This is a genomic window from Dactylosporangium sp. NPDC049525 (assembly GCF_040676755.1).
Lineage (GTDB): Bacteria > Actinomycetota > Actinomycetes > Mycobacteriales > Micromonosporaceae > Dactylosporangium.
Map to the genome: position 1 here is coordinate 1 of NZ_JBFAPO010000101.1, position 19,717 is coordinate 19,717.

At 71.5% G+C, this 19,717-nt stretch carries 19 protein-coding genes and 1 riboswitch; of the genes, 6 read left to right on the forward strand and 13 right to left on the reverse strand.

Annotated elements, in window-relative coordinates; all coding sequences use genetic code 11:
• Nucleotides 1-659: 659 nt before the first annotated feature.
• Nucleotides 660-1,910: an AI-2E family transporter gene (locus tag AB0K00_RS55405; protein ID WP_363539347.1), complete on the reverse strand. Its 1,251-nt coding sequence runs from the start codon at nucleotides 1,908-1,910 to the stop codon at nucleotides 660-662.
• Nucleotides 1,911-2,048: 138 nt separating this feature from the next.
• On the opposite strand from AB0K00_RS55405, the gene AB0K00_RS55410 reads away from it, so the two are divergent.
• Nucleotides 2,049-2,378 carry a co-chaperone GroES gene (locus AB0K00_RS55410; RefSeq protein ID WP_363539395.1) on the forward strand — a complete coding sequence of 110 codons (330 nt, stop codon included), beginning with the start codon at nucleotides 2,049-2,051 and terminating at the stop codon, nucleotides 2,376-2,378.
• Here the strand turns inward: AB0K00_RS55410 and AB0K00_RS55415 are convergent.
• Nucleotides 2,369-4,093: a PrsW family glutamic-type intramembrane protease gene (locus tag AB0K00_RS55415; RefSeq protein ID WP_363539349.1), complete on the reverse strand. Its 1,725-nt coding sequence runs from the start codon at nucleotides 4,091-4,093 to the stop codon at nucleotides 2,369-2,371. The genes AB0K00_RS55410 and AB0K00_RS55415 overlap by 10 nt on opposite strands.
• 32 nt (nucleotides 4,094-4,125) lie before the next feature.
• Nucleotides 4,126-4,242: riboswitch (SAM riboswitch) on the forward strand.
• Between the two features lie 12 nt (nucleotides 4,243-4,254).
• Between AB0K00_RS55415 and AB0K00_RS55420 the strand changes: the two genes are divergently transcribed.
• Nucleotides 4,255-5,484, forward strand: coding sequence for an aminotransferase class V-fold PLP-dependent enzyme (locus AB0K00_RS55420; RefSeq protein ID WP_363539351.1), 1,230 nt, complete (start codon nucleotides 4,255-4,257; stop codon nucleotides 5,482-5,484).
• Nucleotides 5,485-5,498: 14 nt separating this feature from the next.
• On the opposite strand, the gene ligD (AB0K00_RS55425) is transcribed toward AB0K00_RS55420, so the two are convergent.
• Together ligD (AB0K00_RS55425) and ligD (AB0K00_RS55430) are read right to left on the reverse strand one after the other, a co-directional pair.
• A complete protein-coding gene (gene ligD, locus AB0K00_RS55425) occupies nucleotides 5,499-6,362 on the reverse strand; it encodes a non-homologous end-joining DNA ligase (protein WP_363539353.1) in 864 nt (287 codons plus the stop codon).
• Nucleotides 6,355-7,287, reverse strand: coding sequence for a non-homologous end-joining DNA ligase (ligD, locus tag AB0K00_RS55430; protein WP_363539355.1), 933 nt, complete (start codon nucleotides 7,285-7,287; stop codon nucleotides 6,355-6,357). Before ligD (AB0K00_RS55430) ends, ligD (AB0K00_RS55425) begins: the two co-directional genes overlap by 8 nt.
• A 107-nt stretch (nucleotides 7,288-7,394) precedes the next feature.
• Here ligD (AB0K00_RS55430) and AB0K00_RS55435 point away from each other — a divergent pair, with 107 nt between their 5' ends.
• Nucleotides 7,395-8,366 (forward strand): Ku protein, encoded by a 972-nt coding sequence (locus tag AB0K00_RS55435; protein WP_363539357.1) that lies wholly within the window; start codon nucleotides 7,395-7,397, stop codon nucleotides 8,364-8,366.
• On the opposite strand, the gene AB0K00_RS55440 is transcribed toward AB0K00_RS55435, so the two are convergent.
• The 5 genes from AB0K00_RS55440 to AB0K00_RS55460 all read right to left on the reverse strand — a co-directional run bounded on the left by AB0K00_RS55440 (nucleotide 8,363) and on the right by AB0K00_RS55460 (nucleotide 13,143).
• On the reverse strand, nucleotides 8,363-8,830 hold the full coding sequence (locus AB0K00_RS55440; protein ID WP_363539359.1) for a hypothetical protein: 468 nt from the start codon (nucleotides 8,828-8,830) through the stop codon (nucleotides 8,363-8,365). The two genes, AB0K00_RS55435 and AB0K00_RS55440, sit on opposite strands and share 4 nt — an antisense overlap.
• Entirely contained in the window at nucleotides 8,827-10,464 is a 1,638-nt protein-coding gene (locus tag AB0K00_RS55445; RefSeq protein ID WP_363539361.1) for a fatty acid--CoA ligase, read from the reverse strand. The genes AB0K00_RS55440 and AB0K00_RS55445 overlap by 4 nt, the downstream gene beginning before the upstream one ends.
• Before the next feature lie 86 nt (nucleotides 10,465-10,550).
• Nucleotides 10,551-12,119 (reverse strand): MDR family MFS transporter, encoded by a 1,569-nt coding sequence (locus tag AB0K00_RS55450; protein ID WP_363539363.1) that lies wholly within the window; start codon nucleotides 12,117-12,119, stop codon nucleotides 10,551-10,553.
• Nucleotides 12,116-12,628: a MarR family transcriptional regulator gene (locus tag AB0K00_RS55455; protein WP_363539365.1), complete on the reverse strand. Its 513-nt coding sequence runs from the start codon at nucleotides 12,626-12,628 to the stop codon at nucleotides 12,116-12,118. Before AB0K00_RS55455 ends, AB0K00_RS55450 begins: the two co-directional genes overlap by 4 nt.
• A 125-nt stretch (nucleotides 12,629-12,753) precedes the next feature.
• A complete protein-coding gene (locus AB0K00_RS55460) occupies nucleotides 12,754-13,143 on the reverse strand; it encodes a winged helix-turn-helix domain-containing protein (RefSeq protein ID WP_363539367.1) in 390 nt (129 codons plus the stop codon).
• 202 nt (nucleotides 13,144-13,345) lie between these two features.
• Here AB0K00_RS55460 and AB0K00_RS55465 point away from each other — a divergent pair, with 202 nt between their 5' ends.
• Nucleotides 13,346-13,579: a hypothetical protein gene (locus tag AB0K00_RS55465; RefSeq protein ID WP_363539369.1), complete on the forward strand. Its 234-nt coding sequence runs from the start codon at nucleotides 13,346-13,348 to the stop codon at nucleotides 13,577-13,579.
• Between the two features lie 95 nt (nucleotides 13,580-13,674).
• Here the strand turns inward: AB0K00_RS55465 and AB0K00_RS55470 are convergent, their stop codons facing one another.
• Nucleotides 13,675-15,273 carry a hypothetical protein gene (locus AB0K00_RS55470; RefSeq protein WP_363539371.1) on the reverse strand — a complete coding sequence of 533 codons (1,599 nt, stop codon included), beginning with the start codon at nucleotides 15,271-15,273 and terminating at the stop codon, nucleotides 13,675-13,677.
• Between the two features lie 238 nt (nucleotides 15,274-15,511).
• Between AB0K00_RS55470 and ricT the strand changes: the two genes are divergently transcribed.
• Nucleotides 15,512-16,345: a regulatory iron-sulfur-containing complex subunit RicT gene (ricT, locus tag AB0K00_RS55475; protein WP_363539373.1), complete on the forward strand. Its 834-nt coding sequence runs from the start codon at nucleotides 15,512-15,514 to the stop codon at nucleotides 16,343-16,345.
• Here the strand turns inward: ricT and AB0K00_RS55480 are convergent.
• From AB0K00_RS55480 to AB0K00_RS55490, 3 genes are all read right to left on the reverse strand, one after another.
• A complete protein-coding gene (locus AB0K00_RS55480; RefSeq protein ID WP_363539397.1) occupies nucleotides 16,342-17,931 on the reverse strand; it encodes a molybdopterin-dependent oxidoreductase in 1,590 nt (529 codons plus the stop codon). The genes ricT and AB0K00_RS55480 overlap by 4 nt on opposite strands.
• On the reverse strand, nucleotides 17,928-18,572 hold the full coding sequence (locus AB0K00_RS55485) for a fasciclin domain-containing protein (RefSeq protein WP_363539375.1): 645 nt from the start codon (nucleotides 18,570-18,572) through the stop codon (nucleotides 17,928-17,930). Before AB0K00_RS55485 ends, AB0K00_RS55480 begins: the two co-directional genes overlap by 4 nt.
• Nucleotides 18,573-18,704: 132 nt before the next feature.
• Nucleotides 18,705-19,427, reverse strand: a complete 723-nt coding sequence (locus AB0K00_RS55490; protein ID WP_363539377.1) for a cellulose binding domain-containing protein — start codon at nucleotides 19,425-19,427, stop codon at nucleotides 18,705-18,707.
• A 21-nt stretch (nucleotides 19,428-19,448) separates the two neighbouring features.
• Here AB0K00_RS55490 and AB0K00_RS55495 point away from each other — a divergent pair, with 21 nt between their 5' ends.
• Nucleotides 19,449-19,664 (forward strand): helix-turn-helix transcriptional regulator, encoded by a 216-nt coding sequence (locus AB0K00_RS55495; protein ID WP_363539379.1) that lies wholly within the window; start codon nucleotides 19,449-19,451, stop codon nucleotides 19,662-19,664.
• Nucleotides 19,665-19,717 lie beyond the last annotated feature (53 nt).

A 19,717-nucleotide genomic window follows, 5' to 3' on the forward strand; every position in this document is an offset into this window, starting at 1 on the left:
CCGAGACATCCCCGACCCAACTCGCCGCCGCCTAACATCAACCACAACGGATCAGCGCTGACCGTCTCCTACACCACCAGCGCGGACGCGACCCGTCCGAGCCGCGCTGTCCGCGCCGTCCGAGCCGCGCTGTCCGCGCCGTCCGAGCCGCGCTGTCCGCGCCGTCCGAGCCGCGCTGTCCGGGCCGCGCCGTGCGAGCCGTGCCATCCGCGCCGTCCGGGCCGCGCTGTCCGGGCCGCACGAACCGTGCTATCCGCGCCGCGCGAGCCGCTGTCCAGGCCGCACCGTGCGAGCCGCGCAGTCCGCGCCGCGCCGGGTCGGGTCGGGTCGTCTAGCGCAGTTGGCGCGGACCTCCATGAGGGCGACACGACGCCACAATCCCCACGACCCTCATCCCGGCCTCGTCGCCGCAGATCGAAGGACAGGGGCGGTCACCATCGCGACTGGTTCCACCGTCGATCAAACTCCGCAAGGTCACGCATCGGCCGCCTGCCGATCACTGCGGCACGGTGCAGCGCCGCATCGCCGATCATGCGGGACGGCGCTGTCCGTTTTGCACGGAACGTGAATTATCAGCGCAGGGATTCGGGACGGTTGTGCGGTCGCCCAGATCCCGGCCGTCGACCCGTTCGTGGAACGGGGGGCGGCCGAGAACTACGTCAGTCGGCGGAGATGATCACCGCGTCGGGAGGGGGCTCGTGGCGGTGTTGGACCAGGTGGCGGATGCCGGTGTTCAGCACCGCGACCAGCGGCACGGCCACTAGCGCGCCGATGATGCCGGCCAGCACCACGCCCGTTGAGATCGCCACGATCACGGCAAGTGGGTGGACGGAGACGGCGCGGCCCATGATCAGGGGTTGCAGGACGTGGCCCTCGAGCTGCTGGACGGCGATCACGCCGATGAGGACGACCAGGGCGCTGATCGGCCCCTCGTCGACGAGGGCGACCAGGACCGCGACGGCGCCGGAGACGGTGGCGCCGATGATGGGGACGAAGGCGGCCAGGAACACCATCGTGGCGAGAGGGAACCAGAAGTCCACGTTGATGATGACCAGGAGCAGGCCGATGCCGAGGGCGTCGATGAAGGCGACGAGGACCGTCGCCCGGACGTAGGCGACCAGCGTGTGCCAGGCGGCCTCGCCGGCGCGGCGGATCGGGTCGCGGGCGGGGGTCGGCAGGACGCCGGTGAGGAACAGCCAGATCCGGTGGCCGTCGCGCATGAAGAAGAAGGTGACGAAGAGCACCAGTAGCAGCAGCGCGAAGAACTCGATAGTGGCGGTGGCGGTGGACACGGCGCTGTCGGTGAGGCTGCCGCGGTTGTCGTTGAGCCAGTTGGTTGCGGCGGCGAAGGTGGCGTCGAGCTGGCTGCCGTTGAGGTGCAGCGGGCCGGTGGTGAGCCAGTCCTGGATCTGGTTGACGCCGTCGGAGGCCTTGTCCGCGAGGGCCGGGAAGCCGTCGACGAACTCGGTGATCACGAGGGTGAGCACGCCCGCGACGGCGGCGAGGCCGGTGATGAGGACCAGGAACGCGGCCAGTGACGGTGGCAGCTTCACCCGGCGGCGCAGGAAACCCATCATCGGCGCGAGCAGGGCGGACAGCAGCAGCGCGATGCTCAGCGGGATGAGGACGGTCCTGAGCCGGCCGACGAGCCACAGCAGGACGGCGAGCGCGGCGACGAGGACCAGCAGCCGCCATGACCAGGCCGCGGTGATGCGCAGGCCGTGCGGGACCTCGGCGTCGTCGCGGCTCATCGTCGACGGGTGGCCGGGGTCGAGGGGGGCCGGTGGCTCCTCCACGGGCTCCTCCGGAGCGACGGCGGTCGCGGCGGCCTCGCGTTCCAGGCGGGCATTCTCGAGTCGCTGCTCGTATGCCCGCCGGAGGTTGACGCGCACCTGATCGAACCGGCCCACGGAACCCCCTTGATGTCGTGAGCGGACTCTTCACCGTAGTCCGGGTCCCGCGGCGATCGCACGTACCCAGGCGGTAGCGTCGCAACCGTGACAGCCCAGCCAGCCGCCGGTTACCCGGCGGCCACCACCCCGCCCGTCGTGTCCGACGTGGACGGGGGTCTGCCGATCCGGTTGCTGCACGACCGGGTGCTCGTGCGGCTCGAAGGCGCGGAGGGTGAGCGCCGGCACGCTTCCGGCATCGTCATCCCGGCGACGGCGTCGGTGGGGCGGCGCCTGTCGTGGGCGACGGCCGTCGGGGTGGGGCCCAACGTGCGGTCGATCGTGGCCGGTGACAGGGTGCTCTTCGATCCGGAGGACCGCTCCGAGGTGGAGTTGCAGGGCCGCGACTACGTGCTGCTGCGCGAGCGTGATGTGCACGCCGTCGCGGCCCGCCGGGTCGAGCCGGACTCGACGGGTCTCTATCTGTAGGGGTACGGGTATCCCGCGTACATCGGGATCGGCGGCGGGGGCGGCGGCACGACGACCGGCACCGGCACGACCGGGGTCGGCGGGGCGGCGAGGACGCGGACCATCCCGTCGGGGAAGGTGATGTGGTAGCGGCTGCCGTCCCACACCGCGAGCGGTGCCTGCGGGTCGCGGCCGACGAAGACGTGGCGGTAGGCGGAGAGCGCCATGAGCAGGTGCCGCTCCTCGGCGAGCGCCTCCATCCGGCGGGCCGGCGTGTTGTCGAGGCCGCGGTGCAGGCCGTCGCGGAGCAGGGCGAGCTTCGTCGCGTCGAACTGGAACGCCCGCATGGCCTTGGCGCCCGGATCACCGGCGACCCGTCTGGCCCATCGGCGGGCGGACAGCCGCCGGCCGAGCGTGCCGAGGGCGGCCACCTCCGGCGGGGAGAACCAGCCGGCCCGCGCGTATTCGGTGAGCATCCGCTCGGTGAGCTTGCCTTCGTTGGACCGCTGCCACAGGGCGAAGCCGACCATGCACAGGAAGATCGGCATCATGACGGCGAAGTACCCGTACAGCAGCACCCAGGGGCTGGCGGACGCGACGACCGACATGAGGTTCCACGAGCCGTGCAGCAGCATCGCGAGCAGCAGGCCGGCAATCGGGGCGAGCCACCGGACCGACTTCGTTGAGCTGCGGGACGCGATGCCGAGCCCGATGCCGGTCATCGACGTGAACAGGGGGTGCGCGAAGCCGGTCATCAGGATGCGCACCACGAAGATCGCGACCAGGGCGACCGCGCCGTTGACCGGGCCGGAGTCCTCGGCCGTGTCGGCGTAGCCCTTGAACCCGAGGTACAGGATATTCTCGACCATCGCGAAGCCGGTCGCGGACAGTCCGCAGTAGACGATGCCGTCGATCAGGCCGGAGAACGCCCTTGGCCGGCGCCAGAACAGCAGGATCGGCCCGAGCGCCTTCATGCTCTCTTCGATGATGGGTGCCACCAGCACCGCGACGATCGACTCGGACAGGCCCAGCTTGTCGGCGAGGACCCCGCCGGCGGTGTTGACCACCAGTGCGACGGCCGTTGCCACGCAGGCGCCCCAGCCGAAGACGAAGACGAGATATCTGACGGGTTCCGGTTCGTACCGGTCGAGCCAGAGGAAACACGAGACGAGCAGCGGCACCGGGATGACCGCGGCCGCGACGCCGATGACCAGGGCGGTCCAGCCGCCGCTGAACCCGAAGAACGCCAGCAATGCCACGCCGCAGGCCGCGATGCCGCCCATGACGCCGATGAGCGTCCAGAGGCGGCGGCGGTCGGAGCGCTTGGCGGGCGGCGCGGCGGCCAGGGCGAGCGCCGCGGTCGGATACCGCTGCTCGCCGGTGTCCGGGGCTGAGTCCTCGGTCACATTGGGCACGACGTCCGCACCGGCCGGATGCCACTCCTGCGGCCCGGACAGCGGCCCACCCTGCGCCCCAGCATGTGGCCCGGACTGCGCCCCAGGCTGAGGTCCGGACTGCGGGCCGGACGGCTCGGACTTGCCGAGGGGCACGGGAGCTGCCTGATGGCCGGGCGGCGGCTCAGCGGGCGAACCGGCGAGCGGCGCCGCCCACGGTGACCGCTCGGAAAAAGGCGGCGGCCCCGACGGTGGGACCGGCGGCGACCCCGCCGCGGCACGCGGGTCGAGGTCGTGGCGGCCGGGCTCCGATGGCGTCCCACTCGGCGGGAGTTCGGTCATGGAGCAACCTTATCCGCGCTACCGTGGACGCAGGTCATGAGTGCCAGCGCACAGCCCCGGCTTGCTGGCCGGCAACCCTCGCGTTCGCGGCGGGGTGCCCCGGGTGATGACACGGTCCGGCACGCGGTGTGTCCGGGCAAGCGCGAGCGGAGGGCTCTGCCATGTCCACGATCCTGTCCCCCGGTGACGTGAAGCTGCGCGACGGCCGCAGTGTCGACTTCGCCAATCTCGACGTCGCCGCGACCGCCCCGTGCCTGCGGGTCGTCGCCGACGCGGTCGCCGAGCTCCTGCCGTTCTACGGCAGCGTCCACCGCGGCGCCGGCGCGCTGTCGGAGCGGTGCACCCGGGAGTATGAGCAGGCCAGGGAGACTGTCGCGGACTTCCTCGGCTGCCGCGACGGCGACACCGTCGTGTTCACCCGCAACACCACCGACGCGCTGAACCTCCTCGCGAGGGCGCTGCCCGCGGACACGACTGTGCTCACGTTCGACGCGGAGCACCACGCCAACCTGCTGCCCTGGCGGCGCACGGTGCACCTCGACGCGCCGCGCTCGCCGCAGGAGGCCGTGACGGCGCTGGAGCGGGCGCTCAGCCGGCAGCACTGCGGGCTGGTGAGCGTGACCGCGGCGAGCAACGTGACCGGCGAGGTGTGGCCGGTGGCGGCGCTCGCCGAGGTGGCGCACCGCTATGGCGCCCGGATCGCGGTCGACGCCGCGCAGCTCGCCCCGCACGCCCCGGTCGACCTGACCGCGTTGGGCGCGGACTACGTGGCGTTCTCCGGGCACAAGGTGTACGCACCGTTCGGCGCCGGCGTGCTCGCCGGAAGAGCGGACTGGCTGGACGCCGCCGCGCCGTACCTGGCGGGCGGCGGGGCCAGCGCCAACGTGGACGGCGACCTGGGCGTGCGGTGGGCGACCGGCCCGGCGCGGCACGAGGCAGGCACCCCCAACCTGCTCGGCGCGGTCGCGATCGCCAGCGCGTGCCGAGCCCTGAGCGACGCGGGCGATGCGGCACAGGAGCAGGCGCTCGTCAGCAGGCTGCGAGCGGGCCTGGCCGGGCTGCCGCACGTCGAGGAGCTGCGCCTCTTCGGCCCGGACGCCGAGCGGGTCGGCATCGTGTCGTTCGCGGTGCTCGGCGAGGATCCCGGTGACCTGGCCACGCGCCTCGGCCGGGACCACGGGATCGGGGTGCGGACCGGGCTGTTCTGCGCCCATCCGCTGACCCGCCGGCTCCTCGAAGAGGCAACCGCCAGGCTCGACCCGGCGGCCCCGGTGCCGGCCCAGGCGGTGCGGGCCAGCTTCGGCCTCGGCACCACCGAGGAGCACATCGACCGCCTGCTCGCCGCGCTGCGCCGCCAAGACGTCCAGGCACCTGGCGTCCAGGCGTCTTAGGCGGCTCAGGCGTCTCAGGCGTCGAACACCCGGGACAGCACAACGGCGGGGGTGAGGTCGGCGACGGTCAAGGTGCCCTCGCCGACCTCCTCCCAGGTCAGCGGCGCCGAGACCGTCGGCAGCGCACCCGCGCGCAGCGAGTAGGGCGCCACCGTCGTCTTGAACGCATTGTTCTGGCTCCAGTCGATGAAGACTTTGCCGGGCCGCAGCTGTCTGGCCATCCGCGCCACGATCAGGTCGGGCCGGCGGCGGGCCAGCTCCTCGGCGACGTCCTTCACGTACGCGCTGATCTCGTCGGCCGTCTCGTCCCCGGGCAGCTCCGCGACCAGCTGCATGCCCTTGCGGCCGGAGGTCTTCGGCAGCGCGTCCAGCCCGTCCACCGCGAGCTGGTCGCGGACCAGCAGGGCGACCTCGTAACACTCGGGGAGGCCGGCCGGCGGGCCCGGGTCGAGGTCGATGACCAGCAGGTCCGGGTTGAGCGCGGAACCGTCCGCGGCGACCTTCCACTGCGGCGTGTGCAGCTCCAGCGCGGCGAGGTTCGCCAGCCAGACCAGGGTGGCGAGCTCCTCGACCACGATGAAGTCGATGGTCTCCCGCCCGCGGCTGGAGCCGGGCACCGGCAGCCGGACCGTGCGGACCCAGTCAGGGGTGCCGGCCGGCGCGTTCTTCTCGAAGAAGCTGTTGCCGTCGACCCCGTTCGGGTACCGGACCCGGGTCAGCGGCCGGCCGTCGAGGTGCGGCAGGAGGACCGGCGAGATGCGGGTGTAGTAGTCGATGACCTCACCCTTGGTGAAGCCGACCTGCGGGTAGAGCACCTTGTCCAGGTTGGTCAGGTCGAGGTGACGGCCCTCGACGTCGACCCGGATCTTGTCAGGCATCGCGCACATCCGAAGGGGTCAGGTCCGGCCGGATGCGCAGGAACCGGGGGAAGCGCAGCCGCCCGTCACGCGTACGGTGGCTGAACTTCACCTCGACGACGAGCCGCGGCTCGACCCAGACCGCGCCGCGGGCGTCCTCCCGCGGCACCGTGCCCGCGAACGGCGACTGCTGGATCGACAGGTCGCGCAGCGCGTCGAGGAGGGCCCGTTCGGCCGCGCCGGAGATCCCGCCGCCGACCCGGCCGCGAAACGTGAGGCCACCGGCGACGGGGACGCCGACCAGCAGGGCGCCGAGGGCGCGCTTGCCGGGCCGCCACCCGCCGACGACGAACTCGCAGCTCTCCTCCAGTTTGACCTTCACCCAGTCGGGCGAGCGGAGACCGGGCTGGTAGTGCGAGCCGGTCCGCTTGGCGACGACGCCTTCGAGGGCGTTGTCGCGGCTGGCGGTCACGGTCGCCGGACCGTCGTCGAACGACGGCGGGATGACGGCCCGAGGGCCCAGCGACAGTCCTTCGAGCAGGCCGCGGCGGGTGGCGTACGGCGTTGCCAGCAGATCCCTGCCGGCCACGCGCAGCACGTCGAAGGCGAGATAGGAGACCGGGAGCGCGACGGCGAGGCGGGCGGCCCGGGCCGGCTCGCGCACGTGCATCCGCTCGGCGAGCAGCTGAAACGAGGGTCGCCCGGCCTCGTCCATGGTGACGACCTCGCCGTCCAGGACGGTGTCGTCGAGGCCCTCGCCGATGCGGGTGAGCTCCGGATATGCGGCGGTCACCTCGACCCCGCTGCGCGCGTAGAAGCGGGTCGCGCCGGCGGCGATGACGGCGATCGCGCGGATGCCGTCCCATTTGAACTCATACGCCCAGCCCGGCCCGGACGGTAACGGGCCGGTCGAGGCGAGCATCGGTGCCGGTGGACCGGTCCCCATCACCTCACGATAGTTCGCCGCCGACTTCCTCGCGTGCAGCTCGATTCGATGCGATTCTGGATGGCAGAGGTCAACATCGCTCAACACGCCGCGGAAAGGGATCTCCAATGCGCGCGATCTGGAAAGGCGCGGTCTCCTTCGGGCTCGTGTCGATCGCCGTCCGCCTGTATTCGGCGACGGAGGAGAAGGACATCCGCTTCCACCAGGTCCACCGCGACGACGGGGGCCGGATCAAATACAAGCGGGTCTGCTCGATCGACGGCGAGGAGGTCAGCTACGACGACATCGCCAAGGGCTACGACCTGGGCGGCGGCGAGCTGGTGATCCTCACCGACGACGACTTCGCCGACCTGCCGCTGACCACGAGCCGGGCGATCGAGGTGCTGGAGTTCGTGCCGGCCGAGCAGGTCGACCCGATCCTCTACAACAAGGCGTATTACCTGGAGCCGGACAAGACCGCCGCAAAGCCCTACGCGCTGCTGCGCGACGCGCTCACCAACACGGAGCGGGTCGCGATCGTGAAGGTGGCGCTGCGGCAGCGGGAGCAGCTCGCGACGCTGCGGGTCCGCGAGGACGTGCTGGTCCTCAACACGATGCTGTGGCCCGACGAGATCCGGGCGGCGAAGTTCGACATCCTCGACGAGGACGTGTCGGCCCGCCCGGCGGAGCTGGCGATGGCCGGTTCGCTGATCGAGTCGATGGCCGCGGACTTCGACCCTGCGACCTACACCGACAACTACCGCGAAGCGTTGCAGGAGGTCATCGAGGCGAAGGTGGCCGGCCGGGAGGTCGTGCAGCCGGAGGAGACCGAGGAGGCGCCGGCCGCGGCGGTCGACCTGATGGCGGCGCTGCGGGCGTCGGTGGAGCGGGCCAAGGCGGCCCGCGGCGAGTCGGAGCCCACCAAGACCACCGCGAAGAAGGCCACGACCGCGAAGAAGGCGGCGGCGGCCACGAATGACGACGACGTGGCCGAGGCGACGCCGATCAAACGGACCGCCGCAAAGAAGACCACCACGGCCGCGAAGAAGGCGACCCCCGCGAAGAAGACCACCGCGACGAAGGCGAGGAAGTCCGCTTAGTCCGTGGTGTGGGTGAAGTAGACCGTGGCCGACGCCTTGTCCAGCAGCAGGTCGGTCCCGTCGATCTTGAGCCAGGCCGGGTCGGCGGGCGCGAAGGGGCGCAGGTCGTCCGGCACCTGCGGAGCCGGCGCCGCGATGGTCGCCGGCAGTGCCTGCGCCCGGTCCGCGGTGATCACCGCGAAGCCGTCCATGACGTAGTCCATCGGGCCGATCTCCGGGCAGGACCGCGCCCTGGCCTCGTGCTCCTGCCAGTGCACCTGCTGGATCGGCGCGAGCTGCGGCCACATCTGCTCGATGCGGACCTTCGAGGTGATGACGCCGTTCTTCGTCGGCTTCTCGGGGTCCTCGCAGCCGGTGAGTCCCGGCACCCAGTCACGCAGTGCCAGGACCACACCACAGGAAGCGAGCAGGCAGGCGAGCACCGCGCCCGAGACGAGCAGCGCGATCTTCGCCGTCCGGTTCACCCGTTGATCTGTACCACCTCGAGGCCGCCGCCCGCATAGTCGGCCCGGACGCGCTTCTTGTCGAACTTGCCGACGCTGGTCTTCGGCACCGCCTCGATGAACGACCAGCGCTCCGGCAGCTGCCACCTGGCCACCTTGTCGCCCAGGAACTCGCGCAACTGTGCCGCGTCGGCGCTGGCGCCCTCCTTGAGCACGATCGTGGCCAGGGGCCGCTCGCCCCACTTGTCGTCCGGTACACCCACGACACACGCCTCCAGGACGGCCGGGTGTGCCATCAGGGCGTTCTCCAGGTCGACGGAGCTGATCCACTCGCCACCGGACTTGATCACGTCCTTGGCGCGGTCGGTGAGGGTGAGGTACCCGTTGGGCGAGAGCGTGCCGACGTCGCCGGTGCGCAGCCAGCCGTCCTCGAACTTCTCGGGGTCGGGGCCGTCCTCGCCGATGTACTGCGCGGTGATCCACGGCCCGCGGACCTGCAACTCCCCCACGGCCTTGCCGTCGCTGGGCATGACCTCGCCGGCAGGCCCGACGATGCGGCCCTCGACGCCGGCCGGGATGCGGCCCTGGGTGTAGCGGTACGCCCAGGCCTCGGGTCCTTCGACGCCGATGGGTTCGCGGGCGACCGAGCCCAGCGGCGACATCTCCGTCATGCCCCAGGCGTGGATGACCTCGATGCCGTGCCGCTCGGAGAATGCGTGCATCAGCGCCGGCGGGCAGGCGGACCCGCCGATGACGACCTCCTTCAGCGAGGACGTGTCGGTCGGGTTGGCGTCCAGGTATGCGAGGAGGTCGGTGAAGATCGTCGGCACGGCGCCGGCGAACGTCGGCTTCTCCGCCGCGATCATCTGGGCGAGCGGCGCGGCCTGCAGGAACCGGTCCGGCATGATCAGCGAGGCGCCGCTCATGAGGGCCGCGTAGGGCAGGCCCCACGCCATCGCGTGGAACATGGGCACGATGCACAGGTCGCGGACCTTGGGTCCGAGGCCGAAGCTCTCCGCCATGCACACCTCCATCGAGTGGAGGTAGACGGAGCGGTGGGAGTACGCGACGCCCTTCGGGTTGCCGGTGGTGCCGCTGGTGTAGCACAGGGCGGCGGCGTCGTTCTCGTCCACGGCGGGCCAGTCGTACAGGTCCGACTTGCCTTCCAGAAGGGCGTCCCAGCGGTGCACCTCGACGCCGTCCTTCTGCAGTTTCGACGCGTCGCCGGCGCCGACGACCACGATGTGGCGGATCGTGGTCAGGTGCGGCAGGACGCCGGCGAGCAGCGGGATCAGCGTCGAGTCGACGATGACGACCCGGTCCTCGGCGTGGTTGGCGATGTAGATCAGCTGCTCGGGGAAGAGCCGCAGGTTGAGCGTGTGCAGCACGGCGCCCATGCTCGGCACGGCCAGGTAGGCGATCAGGTGCTCGGCGTTGTTCCACATCAGCGTGCCGACGCGCTCGTCGCCGGTGACGCCGAGGTCGTCGTGCAGGGCGTGGGCGAGGCGGGCGGCCTGGCGGCCGACCTCGGCATATGAGGTGTGCCGGGCCTCGGCGCCGGTCCAGGTGACCACCTCGGAGTCGCCGTGGACGGTGGCTCCGTGCTGCAGAATGCGGGAGATCAGAAGGGGTGTCTGCATCATCGTGCTGCGCATGTAGAGCACGCTAATGTGCCCTGCCTCACAAAGGAACCCCGGAGCTACTGGTGAGTAGCTCCGGGGTTCCTGGGGTTCTGCCTTGCTCAGAAGGCCGCGGCCTTGGCTTCCATCTCGGCGGCGGCGTCCTCTTCGCTGACCTTTTCCGGCGCGGTGGGGCCGCCGCCCTGCAGCGGCTTGTCCGGCAGCGCGATGGTGATCACCGTGCCGACGAACGCGACGATCGCCGCGGCGAGGAACACCGGGTGCAGCGCGTTGACGAACACGTGCTCGACCGCGTCGAGGACCTGCGGCGGCAGCTTCCGGACCTGCGCCGGCGAGTTGATCGACACGCCCTTCATGCCGCCGCCGGTCATCTGCTCGCTCAGCTTGCTGTTCATCAGCGCGCCGAGCGCCGCGACGCCGACCGAGCCGCCCAGCGAGCGGAAGAACGTGGCCGCGCTGGTGCCGGCCCCCATGTCCCGCAGGTCGAGCGCGTTCTGCACGGCGAGGATCAGCGGCTGCATCGCCATGCCGAGCCCGACACCGATCACGGTCATGTAGATGAACGCCTGCCACAGCGGCGTGTCGACCTGCAGCGTCGTGAACAGCAGCAGCCCGGAGCCCATGATCACGGTGCCGGCGACGGGGAACCACTTGTACCGGCCGATCTTGCTGATCGCCCGGCCGGCCACGATCGAGGTCACGATGACGCCCGCCATCATCGGCAGCATCAGCAGGCCGGACCGCGTCGGCGAGGCACCCTTGACGATCTGCAGGTACAGCGGCACGTAGATGATCGAGCCGAACATCGCGAAGCCCAGGATGAACGTCGCGGTGTTGGCCAGGGAGAACGTCGCACGCTTGAACAGCCGCAGCGGCAGGATCGGCTCCTCGGCGCGCCCCTCGGCGACGATGAACAGCGCGGTCAGCACCGCACCGGCGGCGAGCAGGCCAAGGATGGCCGGCGAGCCCCAGGCGTACTCGTTGCCGCCCCACGACAGCGCGAGCAGCCAGGAGCTGACCGCCGCGACCATGAGCGTGGCGCCCAGGTAGTCAATCTTGTGATCCCGGCGGGTGTGCGGGACGAGCCGCAGCACCCGGCTGCAGACGTACAGCGCGAAGATGCCCAGCGGCACGTTGATGTAGAAGATCCAGCGCCAGTCGGTCTCGGCGAAGTAGCCACCGACGAGCGGCCCGGCCACCGAGGAGATGCCGAACACCGCACCGAAGAGCCCCTGGTAACGGGCCCGCTCCCGGGGCGCGACGACGTCCGACACGATGGTGAACGCGAGCGTCATGAGGCCACCGGCGCCGATGCCCTGCAGGGCGCGCGTGGCGATCAACTGGGTCATGTCCTGCGACAGACCGGCCAGCAGCGAACCCAGCAGGAAGGTCGAGATCGCGAACAGCAGCACCGGCCGGCGCCCGTAGAGGTCGCTGATCTTGCCGTACAGCGGGGTCGAGGCGGTCGAGGCGAGCAGATACGCCGTGACGACCCACGAGTAGTGGTCGAGCCCGCCGAGTTCACCGACGATCGTCGGCAGCGCGGTGCCCACGATGGTCTGGTCGAGCGCGGCGAGCAGCATCCCGGTCATGAGGCCACCCATGAGCAGCATGATCTGCCGGTGGGCGAGTTGCGGCCGGGCCTGTTCCGGCGGCGCGACAGTGGTCATCGAGCGTCCTTTTCCGAGGTGGTTCCTGGCAACCGGTCGGCTCCTGGCGGCCGTTCGGCCCCTGGCAGCCTTTCGGCCAGCGATTGGTTGAGTTGCGTGAAGAGGGCCGCAAAGATCTGACGTTCTTCGGGCGTCCAGCCGGCGAGCAGCTCCTGCCACGTGGCGATCCAGCGGGCCCGGTTCTCCTCGAACACGTCCCGCCCGAGCTCGGTGACCTCCACCAGGCTGGCCCGGCGGTCGGTCGGATCGGTCGCGCGGCGCACCAGCCCCGCCGTCTCCAGCGCGCCCACCTGCCGGCTGACCGTGGAGAGGTCCAGCGCGACGTCGGTGGCGAGCGCCGACAACCGGAACGGCCCGTCGACCGCGATCCGGCTCAGCAGCATGTAGGCGGGGCGCTCCAGGCCACGGCCTGCGTCGCTCCATTTGAGCGTGGCGAACAACCGCTCCGAAAGGCGGATGAACCGCCCCACCTGCCGCCCGATGGCGGCGTAGTCGGCGTCGTCGTCCACGGATCCTCGTCCCTGTCTGCCAGATACTTGCTTGCCACAAGCATCGGTTCACAGGGCAGAGTTCACCAACCTATTTACGGGTGATCCACGTTACTGCGGCCCGGCCGTTTCCTCGGGCCGAACTCCTACTCGGGGCCGAACTCGAAACGGTCCGCGGGATACGTCTTGTCGCCGACCACCAGCACGGGCACGCCGTCGCCGAGGCCGTGCTCTTTCTTCTCCTGCGGCGTGGGCATCCGGGCCCAGACGACCTCGCCCTGGTGCAACCAGAGCCGCTCGCGTGGCGCGTTGGCCCGCACCCGGCTGCGATAGCCGCGCTTGCTCTCGACGAGCCCCTCGCCGCGCAGATACGCCATGGCGTCGCGGATCGTGTCGCGGCCGACGTCATACTCCTCGGCCAGATACTTCTCCGAGGGCAACAGGCTCCCCGGAGCCATCTCACCACTGATGATCTTCTGCCGGATCGCGTCCGCGACCTGCAGATAGAGTGCCAGGCCCGAACTCCGGGAGATCATGAACGCGACCATATGAAGGTCTATCGGCGCCAGATATTGTGGCCTTATGGCTACTAGGCTAAAGTTTAGCCCAGGCGCGGGACCGGGCTGGGCGGTCCGGTTTCGCGCCACCCAGTCCGGGGTGCGGCGCCGTTCCACGACGCTGCGAGCCGCGCGGCGCCGCGCCCCACCCACCTGTTGCGCCGGCCGATCGGAGTCAGCCATGGACGACGAACTCTTCCCCATCGTCACCCTCGACCTCCGCGCCATCCGCACCGTCATCACCGAGGACGAGGGCGACCCGATCCTGCTGGTCGACGACGGCGACGTACAGATCGAGTTCGGCTCCGGCCTCTGCGGCACCTGGGAGCAGGCAATCCTCGGCGCGGAACGGGTCGCCTCCGCCGCCGAACAGTTCGCCGCCACCCTCCGCCGCCAGCACAGTGCCCTCGTCTGACCCGACCACACATTTCCACAGGCCCCGTGCGTGGAAAGACAGCGCCGCCCGGGCAGGCCCTGGTGAAGGGGCACTGCACGGGCGGCGAAGGGGTCTTAGGCGGCCCTGCGGCGGGCCAGGATCTGCAGGAGCCGACCGGCCACGACGAGCAGGACGCCGCCGCCGAGCATCAGGGCCACGTTGTTGCCGGTGACCGGGAGGCCGCCCGTGCCGCCGCCCGCGTTGCCGCCGCCGGTGTTGCCCGTGCCGCCGCCGTGGTGGCCGTAGCCGTCGTCGTCGTTGTCGTGGTTGCCGTAGCCGCCGTCGGAGTCGTCGTCGTCCGGGCCGGTCGTGGAGCCGGGAGTGGTGGGCGCCTTCGGGGCCGCGGCAGCGGTTTCCAGGGTGCAGATGCCCAGGTCGATGAGCGAGGTCTGGTCGGCCGGGCCGGAGCCGCCGTGGCCGTAGCCGCCGGTGGACTTCCACGTGGTGCGGGAGATCAGCTTGACGCGCACCGAGGCGGCCTTCGCGTAGACGCCGGTCGAGCTGAACTGCTTCTCGACTGCGCCGAGCTCAACCCGCAGGACCACAACCCGGCTGGAACCCGAGCCCGAAGCAGACGTGCCCTCCGTGGCAGGAGCGGGCGCACCCGACGAGCCGAGCAGGCCACCCACCGCGGGCAGGCCGGGCAGGGCGCCGAGCACGCTGTTGAGGTCGACGCTCGGCAGCACCGCGGTGGCCCCGCCGATCGTGCCGGAGACCGCGCTGGTGATGCCGGTCAGCAGGTCGATGAGCGGCAGGCCGCCGAGGAGCGGGAGGTTCTCCGTGCGGGCCAGGTCGGTGGCGGCCTCGGTGCTCGCGGCGTCGACCGGCACGACCACGTCGACGTGGGAGCCGGCGGACGACACGCGGACCGGGGCCTGACCGGGGATGGTGATCTCGAGGACCGGGGCGGTGTAGTCGACGGTCTTCTTCGTGCCGGCGAGCACGTGCAGCGACGGCGGGCTGATCACCCGGACCCCGATGGCGGAGGGGCCGTTGTCGAGGAGCTTGAAGTCGGCGATGCCGCCGGTCGCGAGGGCGGTCGCGGCGGGGCGGCCGCCGGCCTCGCCGACGTTCGTGACGGTGGCGCTCTCCACGGCGTTGATGCGCAGCAGGGCGCGGCCGTTGCGGCCCGGCAGGACGGTGATGCCGGCGAGCTTCGCCTCCCCTGACGCCCGCGGGCCGTCGGCGGTGGTGCAGCGGCCGGCGTTCTTCCACGACGCCTGGGCGCGCAGGCCGCCGGTGCCCAGGCGCAGCGCGCCGAGGTCGACGCCGGCGACGTTCACCACGTCGGGCTGGTCGTGCGTGGGCGGCGCCTGCTGGTACGCCCGGGGGCCGAGCACCCCGGCGGGCAGGTCGCCGCTGCTGCGGAGGTAACGGGCGTCGGCGGCGGCGCGCAGGGTGCCTCCGGCAATGCCGGAGTGGGTGGTGGCGACCCGCAGCTCGGGCAGGACCGTGCTGGACAGCCCGGTGGCGCGCAGGTCGACGCGGCCCAGCGCGAGCGTGTTGCTGGCGGCGGTGGCGCCGAAGCCCTCCGGGCAGGCCGCGTCGGCCGGTGCAGCCGCTGCGGGCGCCGCTAACGCGACCGGGCTCAGCGCTCCGACGATCGCCGTTGCGGCGAGGGCAGCGAGGGTCCGGGCTGTTTTCGGGCGTGCGGAAGCAACAGGAGACGTCATGCTTGAGGTCCTCCGAAGACCGGGAGTACGGGGGTAGCTCGCCGGGGGGCGTGCCACTGCTGCCCCCAACGAGCCCTTTCCGGCCGGAGTTACGGCCCACTTAGCGGGCTCATCCGCACTAGTAACGACGAAAGAGTCGTAATAGCTACGGGATGCACTAAAAACATCAAAATGGACTTTCCAGGGCGATAGCCGCAGGCCATATGGAACTGCCAGTGATCCGCGTTACTGTGCAGCCATGGGCATGCTGTGCGCGGTGAGCTTCAATCGCTACGGGCGGCTGTTCTACTTCGACCCCGGCGAGTTTCGCCCGGGCGTGGGCGACCGGGTGCTGGTCCCGACCGACGACGGACCCGAGGTCGCCGAGTGCGTCTGGGCCGCGCAGTGGGTCAGCGAGGAGACCGAGGGCTTCCCGCGCCTGGTCGCCATGGCCGCCGACGACGACCTGCGCCGCGACGAGCTGCTGCGCAAGCGCAAGGCCGAGGCCAAGGTCGCCGCGAAGAAGCTGATCCGCGATCACGAGCTGCCGATGAAGGTCGTCGCAGTAGACCACGTGCTGGACAGCTCCGGCGGTCAGGGCGCGCGGACCACGATCTACTTCACCGCACCCCATCGGGTGGACTTCCGGTCCTTGGTGCGGGATCTGGGCGCCACGCTGCACTGCCGGGTGGAGCTGCGCCAGCTGTCCGCGCGGGACTCGGCCCGGGTCCAGGGCGGCATCGGCTCGTGCGGGCGCGACCTGTGCTGCGCCACGTTCCTCAACGACTTCGAGCCGGTCACCATCCGGATGGCGAAGGATCAGGACCTGCCGCTCAACCCGCTGCGCATCTCGGGTGCCTGCGGCCGGTTGATGTGCTGCCTGAAATACGAGCATCCCCTGTACCAGCAGTTCCAGGCCACCGCGCCGGCCGTCGGCACCCGCGTGTCCACGCCGGAGGGTGAGGGCCGGGTCGTCGGGCACAGCGTGCCGCGCGACTCCGTCACCGTCCGGATGGACGCCGACGGGTCGCGCTGCTCGTGCAGCCGTGCCTCGGTGTGCGGCTCCCGCCAGGCCTACGAAGAGCGGTATTAGACCGCCGTCACGGTGACGGAGTGCCAGCCGGTCGCGCCGTCGGGGAACGGGGTGACCCGGTCGGCCGTCTGCACGGCGCCGGTCTTGTCGGTGGCCCGGACCCGCAGCAGGTGGCTGCCGGGCGTCGCGGCCCAGTCCAGGCGCCACTGCACCCAGGTGTCGTTCGTCGGTGCCGGCAGCAGGGTCGCGGCCTGCCACGGGCCGTCGTCGACCTGCACCTCCACTGAGGCCACACCCCGGCCCTGGGCCCAGGCCACACCGGCGACGTGGACCGTACCGGCGGCCGGGCGGGCGAACGGCAACGGCCGGTCGATCCGGGACGCCGTCTTCACCGGCCCGCGGGCCGCCCAGCCGCGCTGCACCCAGTAGGCGTCGTACGCGTCGAACGTCGTCAGTTCCAGCTCCGTCACCCACTTGCAGGCGCCCGCGTAGCCGTACAGGCCGGGGGTGAGCATGCGCACGGGGAAGCCGTGGTCGAGCGGGAGCGGCTCGCCGTTCATGCCCACACACAGCATGGCGTCGCGGCCGTCCAGCACGACCGACAGCGGCGTGCCGATCGTCATGCCGTCGACGGACCGCGCCACCAGCTGATCCGCCCCCGCGGCGGGTCGGACCTCCCGCAGCAGGTCCGCCAGGGAGACGCCGAGCCAGCGCGCCGTCCCCACGTACGGGCCGCCGACCTCGTTCGAGACGCAGTTGAGCGTGATGTCCCGCTCGATCAGCGGCCGGCGGAGCAGGTCGTCGAAGGACAGCTCAAGGGGGCGGCCGACCATGCCCTTGATCCGCAGCCGCCAGGAGGACACGTCGACGCGGGGCACGGTGAGGGCGGTGTCGACGCGGTAGAAGTCGCGGTTGGTGGTGACGAACCCCGGGTCGAGCCCGGCCGGCAGCGGCGGCGCGGCGGAAGTGGGAGCGGGGAGCCGGACCGCTTCCCGGGACCGGTCGGCGGCGTTGCGCCCGGCGGCGTGCAGGGCAGCGGCCCCTCCCCCGGCAACGGCCGCTCCGGCGCCGATGATCGCGGCGGTACCGATGAAGCCCCGCCGATCCAGCAACCGCGCCGGCCGTCCGGCCCCGCCGTCGACCACGGCGCTGTCGACCACGGCGTCTTCGATCACGGCGTCGTCGGCCACGGCGCCGGCAACAACGGCGCTGCCGCTCGGCGCAAGGGTTCTGAGCAGAAGGAGCAGCGCGCCGGCCGCGACGGCGCCGCCGAGCAGGGACGGCAGGCCGTCCAGCGGCCCGGCGGCCGGGCGGCTGGCGGCGGCGGCCGCACCGGCGAGGCCGAGGAGCGCGGCGCCGGCGAGTCCGAAGACCCGCCGGCGCTGTCCGAGCACGCCCACCACCGCGGCGAAGACGACCAGCCCGGCCGCGATCCCGGTCAGGAGCAGCGGCTTGTCGTTGGTGCCGAAGGTGCGCACCGCCCACTCCTTCACCGGGGTCGGGGTGGCGTCGATGATGACGCCGCCGACGCCGACGACCGGACCCGCGGCGGGGACGACCAGCGCGGCGAACAGCTCACCGATGGCGATCCCCGCGGCGGCGGCGAGGACGCCCGAGCAGGCGGCCCGGATCTTCAACAGGATCAGGCCTTCGGCATGAGGACGGTGTCCACGATGTACACGATGGCGTTGGCGGTCTGGACGTTGCCACAGATGACCATCGACGCGCCGTTGACGGTGAAGGTGGTGCCGCTGCCGGTCACGGTCAGCTCGGTGCCCTGCAGGGTCTTGTGGGCGCCGGCGAGCTGCGCGGGCGTGAGCTTCTCGGGCACCACGTGGTAGGTCAGGATGCCGGTGAGGGTCTTGTTGTCGGCGAGGACCTTGGCCAGGTCGGCCTGCGGGATCTTGGCGAACGCCGCGTCGGTCGGCGCGAAGACGGTGCCGGCCGGCAGGTTGTTCAGCGAGTCGACCAGGTTGGCCTGCTTGGCGGCGGTGACGAGGGTCTTCAGCACCGGGTTCCCGGCGGCGGCGGTGCCCACCGGGACCTTCGCCATGGCGGTGAAGCTGCCGGCGTTGGCCGGGTCGGTCGGCACCGCGGCGCATCCGGCGCCGAACGGCGCGTCCGACATCGCGGCGGCGCTGGTCGGCGCGGCCATCGTCGTCGCGGCGCCGGTGGTGGTCGCCGGGGCGGCCGTGTCGTTGCCGTCGTCGGAGGAGCCGCAGGCGGCCGTGGCCGAGAGGGCGAACACAGCCGCCGCGGCGACGGCGGCAAGCTTGAAGGCACGCATGGTGATTTTTCCCTTCGTAAGCGGATCTACACCATGTCTTCGGAGCGCCCCAGGTGTTCGGATTGGTGCGACTTTCCCCAGTGGTCCCGGACGGGTGACGCGGATGGCGGCACCCGTCCGGGAAAGCGCAGGTCAGGCGGGGACGGTGCCCCACGCGAGCGACCCGCCGACGAACGCCGGCACGGTGACGGCGTCCGCGAAGGACGTCCCCGCGCCGCGGCTGTAGTCGTTGGTCTCGTTGACCGGCTGCCAGTCGGTCCGGCTGACCCGCAGCTGGATCTCGCCGCTGTTGCCGCCGGGCGCCACGGTGCCACCGGTGAAGGTGACCTCCAGGTACGCGTCGGCGCCGTTGACCGCGGCCGGCAGGTTCACGACCCGGGTCGCGAGGTTGCCGCAGCCGACGACCGCCCAGTCGCACCAGATGGCGTACGAGCCCCCGTCGCGGGTGAAGTAGTACCGGACCGCGACGGTGTTCAGCGCGAGCGGCGCGGTGCCGCCGTTGACGACCTGCAGGCCGGGCTTGATCTCCTGGTCGCCAGTCGGGACGCTGTTGTTGCGGTACTGCACCCGCACCGATCCGGTCGGGTTCGCCGCGGTGCGACCGGTCACGGCGGCGGACAGCGCCGAGGCGTTGCCGGCCGCGTCGAACGCCCGCACGGCGTAGCTGAACGTGGTGTCCGCCACGAGGCCACTGTCCACATAGGTCAACCCGGTGACGGTGCCGACCTTGGCTCCGCCCCGGAACACGTCGTATCCCGCCACGGAGCCGCCGTTGTCCGTCGACGCGGCCCATGAGAGTTCGGCCCGGCCGAGCTGCTGCACGCGGTCCGCGCGGTCGCCGGCGGCGAGGCGCACCTGTCGCCGAGCGCCGCCCGGGTGCTGGTCTCCGCCGTGCGGGCGGCGCCGCCGAGACTCGGGCTCTCGCAGCGGGAGGCCGAGGTGATGGACCTGATCGCCCGCGGACTGTCCAATGGGGACATCGCGGCCACCCTGGTCCTTTCATCGAAGACGGTCGAAAACCACGTGAACCGCACCTTCGCCAAGCTCGGCGTCACCAGCCGCACCGGCGCGATCCGGCGCTGGTACACCTGAGTTCCGATGACGCCGCACCCAAATCCACTGGGTGCGGCGCACCCAGACACGCA

Excerpts from the sequence above, each read along its gene's own strand:
- AB0K00_RS55450 (WP_363539363.1), bottom strand. The coding sequence starts at position 12,119 with ATGACCACTGTCGCGCCGCCGGAACAGGCCCGGCCGCAACTCGCCCAC.
- AB0K00_RS55420 (WP_363539351.1), top strand. The coding sequence starts at position 4,255 with ATGTCCACGATCCTGTCCCCCGGTGACGTGAAGCTGCGCGACGGCCGC.
- ricT (WP_363539373.1), top strand. The coding sequence starts at position 15,512 with ATGGGCATGCTGTGCGCGGTGAGCTTCAATCGCTACGGGCGGCTGTTC.
- ligD (WP_363539353.1), bottom strand. The coding sequence starts at position 6,362 with ATGCCTGACAAGATCCGGGTCGACGTCGAGGGCCGTCACCTCGACCTG.
- AB0K00_RS55445 (WP_363539361.1), bottom strand. The coding sequence starts at position 10,464 with ATGCGCAGCACGATGATGCAGACACCCCTTCTGATCTCCCGCATTCTG.
- AB0K00_RS55460 (WP_363539367.1), bottom strand. The coding sequence starts at position 13,143 with ATGATCTCCCGGAGTTCGGGCCTGGCACTCTATCTGCAGGTCGCGGAC.
- AB0K00_RS55435 (WP_363539357.1), top strand. The coding sequence starts at position 7,395 with ATGCGCGCGATCTGGAAAGGCGCGGTCTCCTTCGGGCTCGTGTCGATC.
- AB0K00_RS55415 (WP_363539349.1), bottom strand. The coding sequence starts at position 4,093 with ATGACCGAACTCCCGCCGAGTGGGACGCCATCGGAGCCCGGCCGCCAC.
- AB0K00_RS55465 (WP_363539369.1), top strand. The coding sequence starts at position 13,346 with ATGGACGACGAACTCTTCCCCATCGTCACCCTCGACCTCCGCGCCATC.
- AB0K00_RS55485 (WP_363539375.1), bottom strand. The coding sequence starts at position 18,572 with ATGCGTGCCTTCAAGCTTGCCGCCGTCGCCGCGGCGGCTGTGTTCGCC.
- ligD (WP_363539355.1), bottom strand. The coding sequence starts at position 7,287 with ATGGGGACCGGTCCACCGGCACCGATGCTCGCCTCGACCGGCCCGTTA.
- AB0K00_RS55470 (WP_363539371.1), bottom strand. The coding sequence starts at position 15,273 with ATGACGTCTCCTGTTGCTTCCGCACGCCCGAAAACAGCCCGGACCCTC.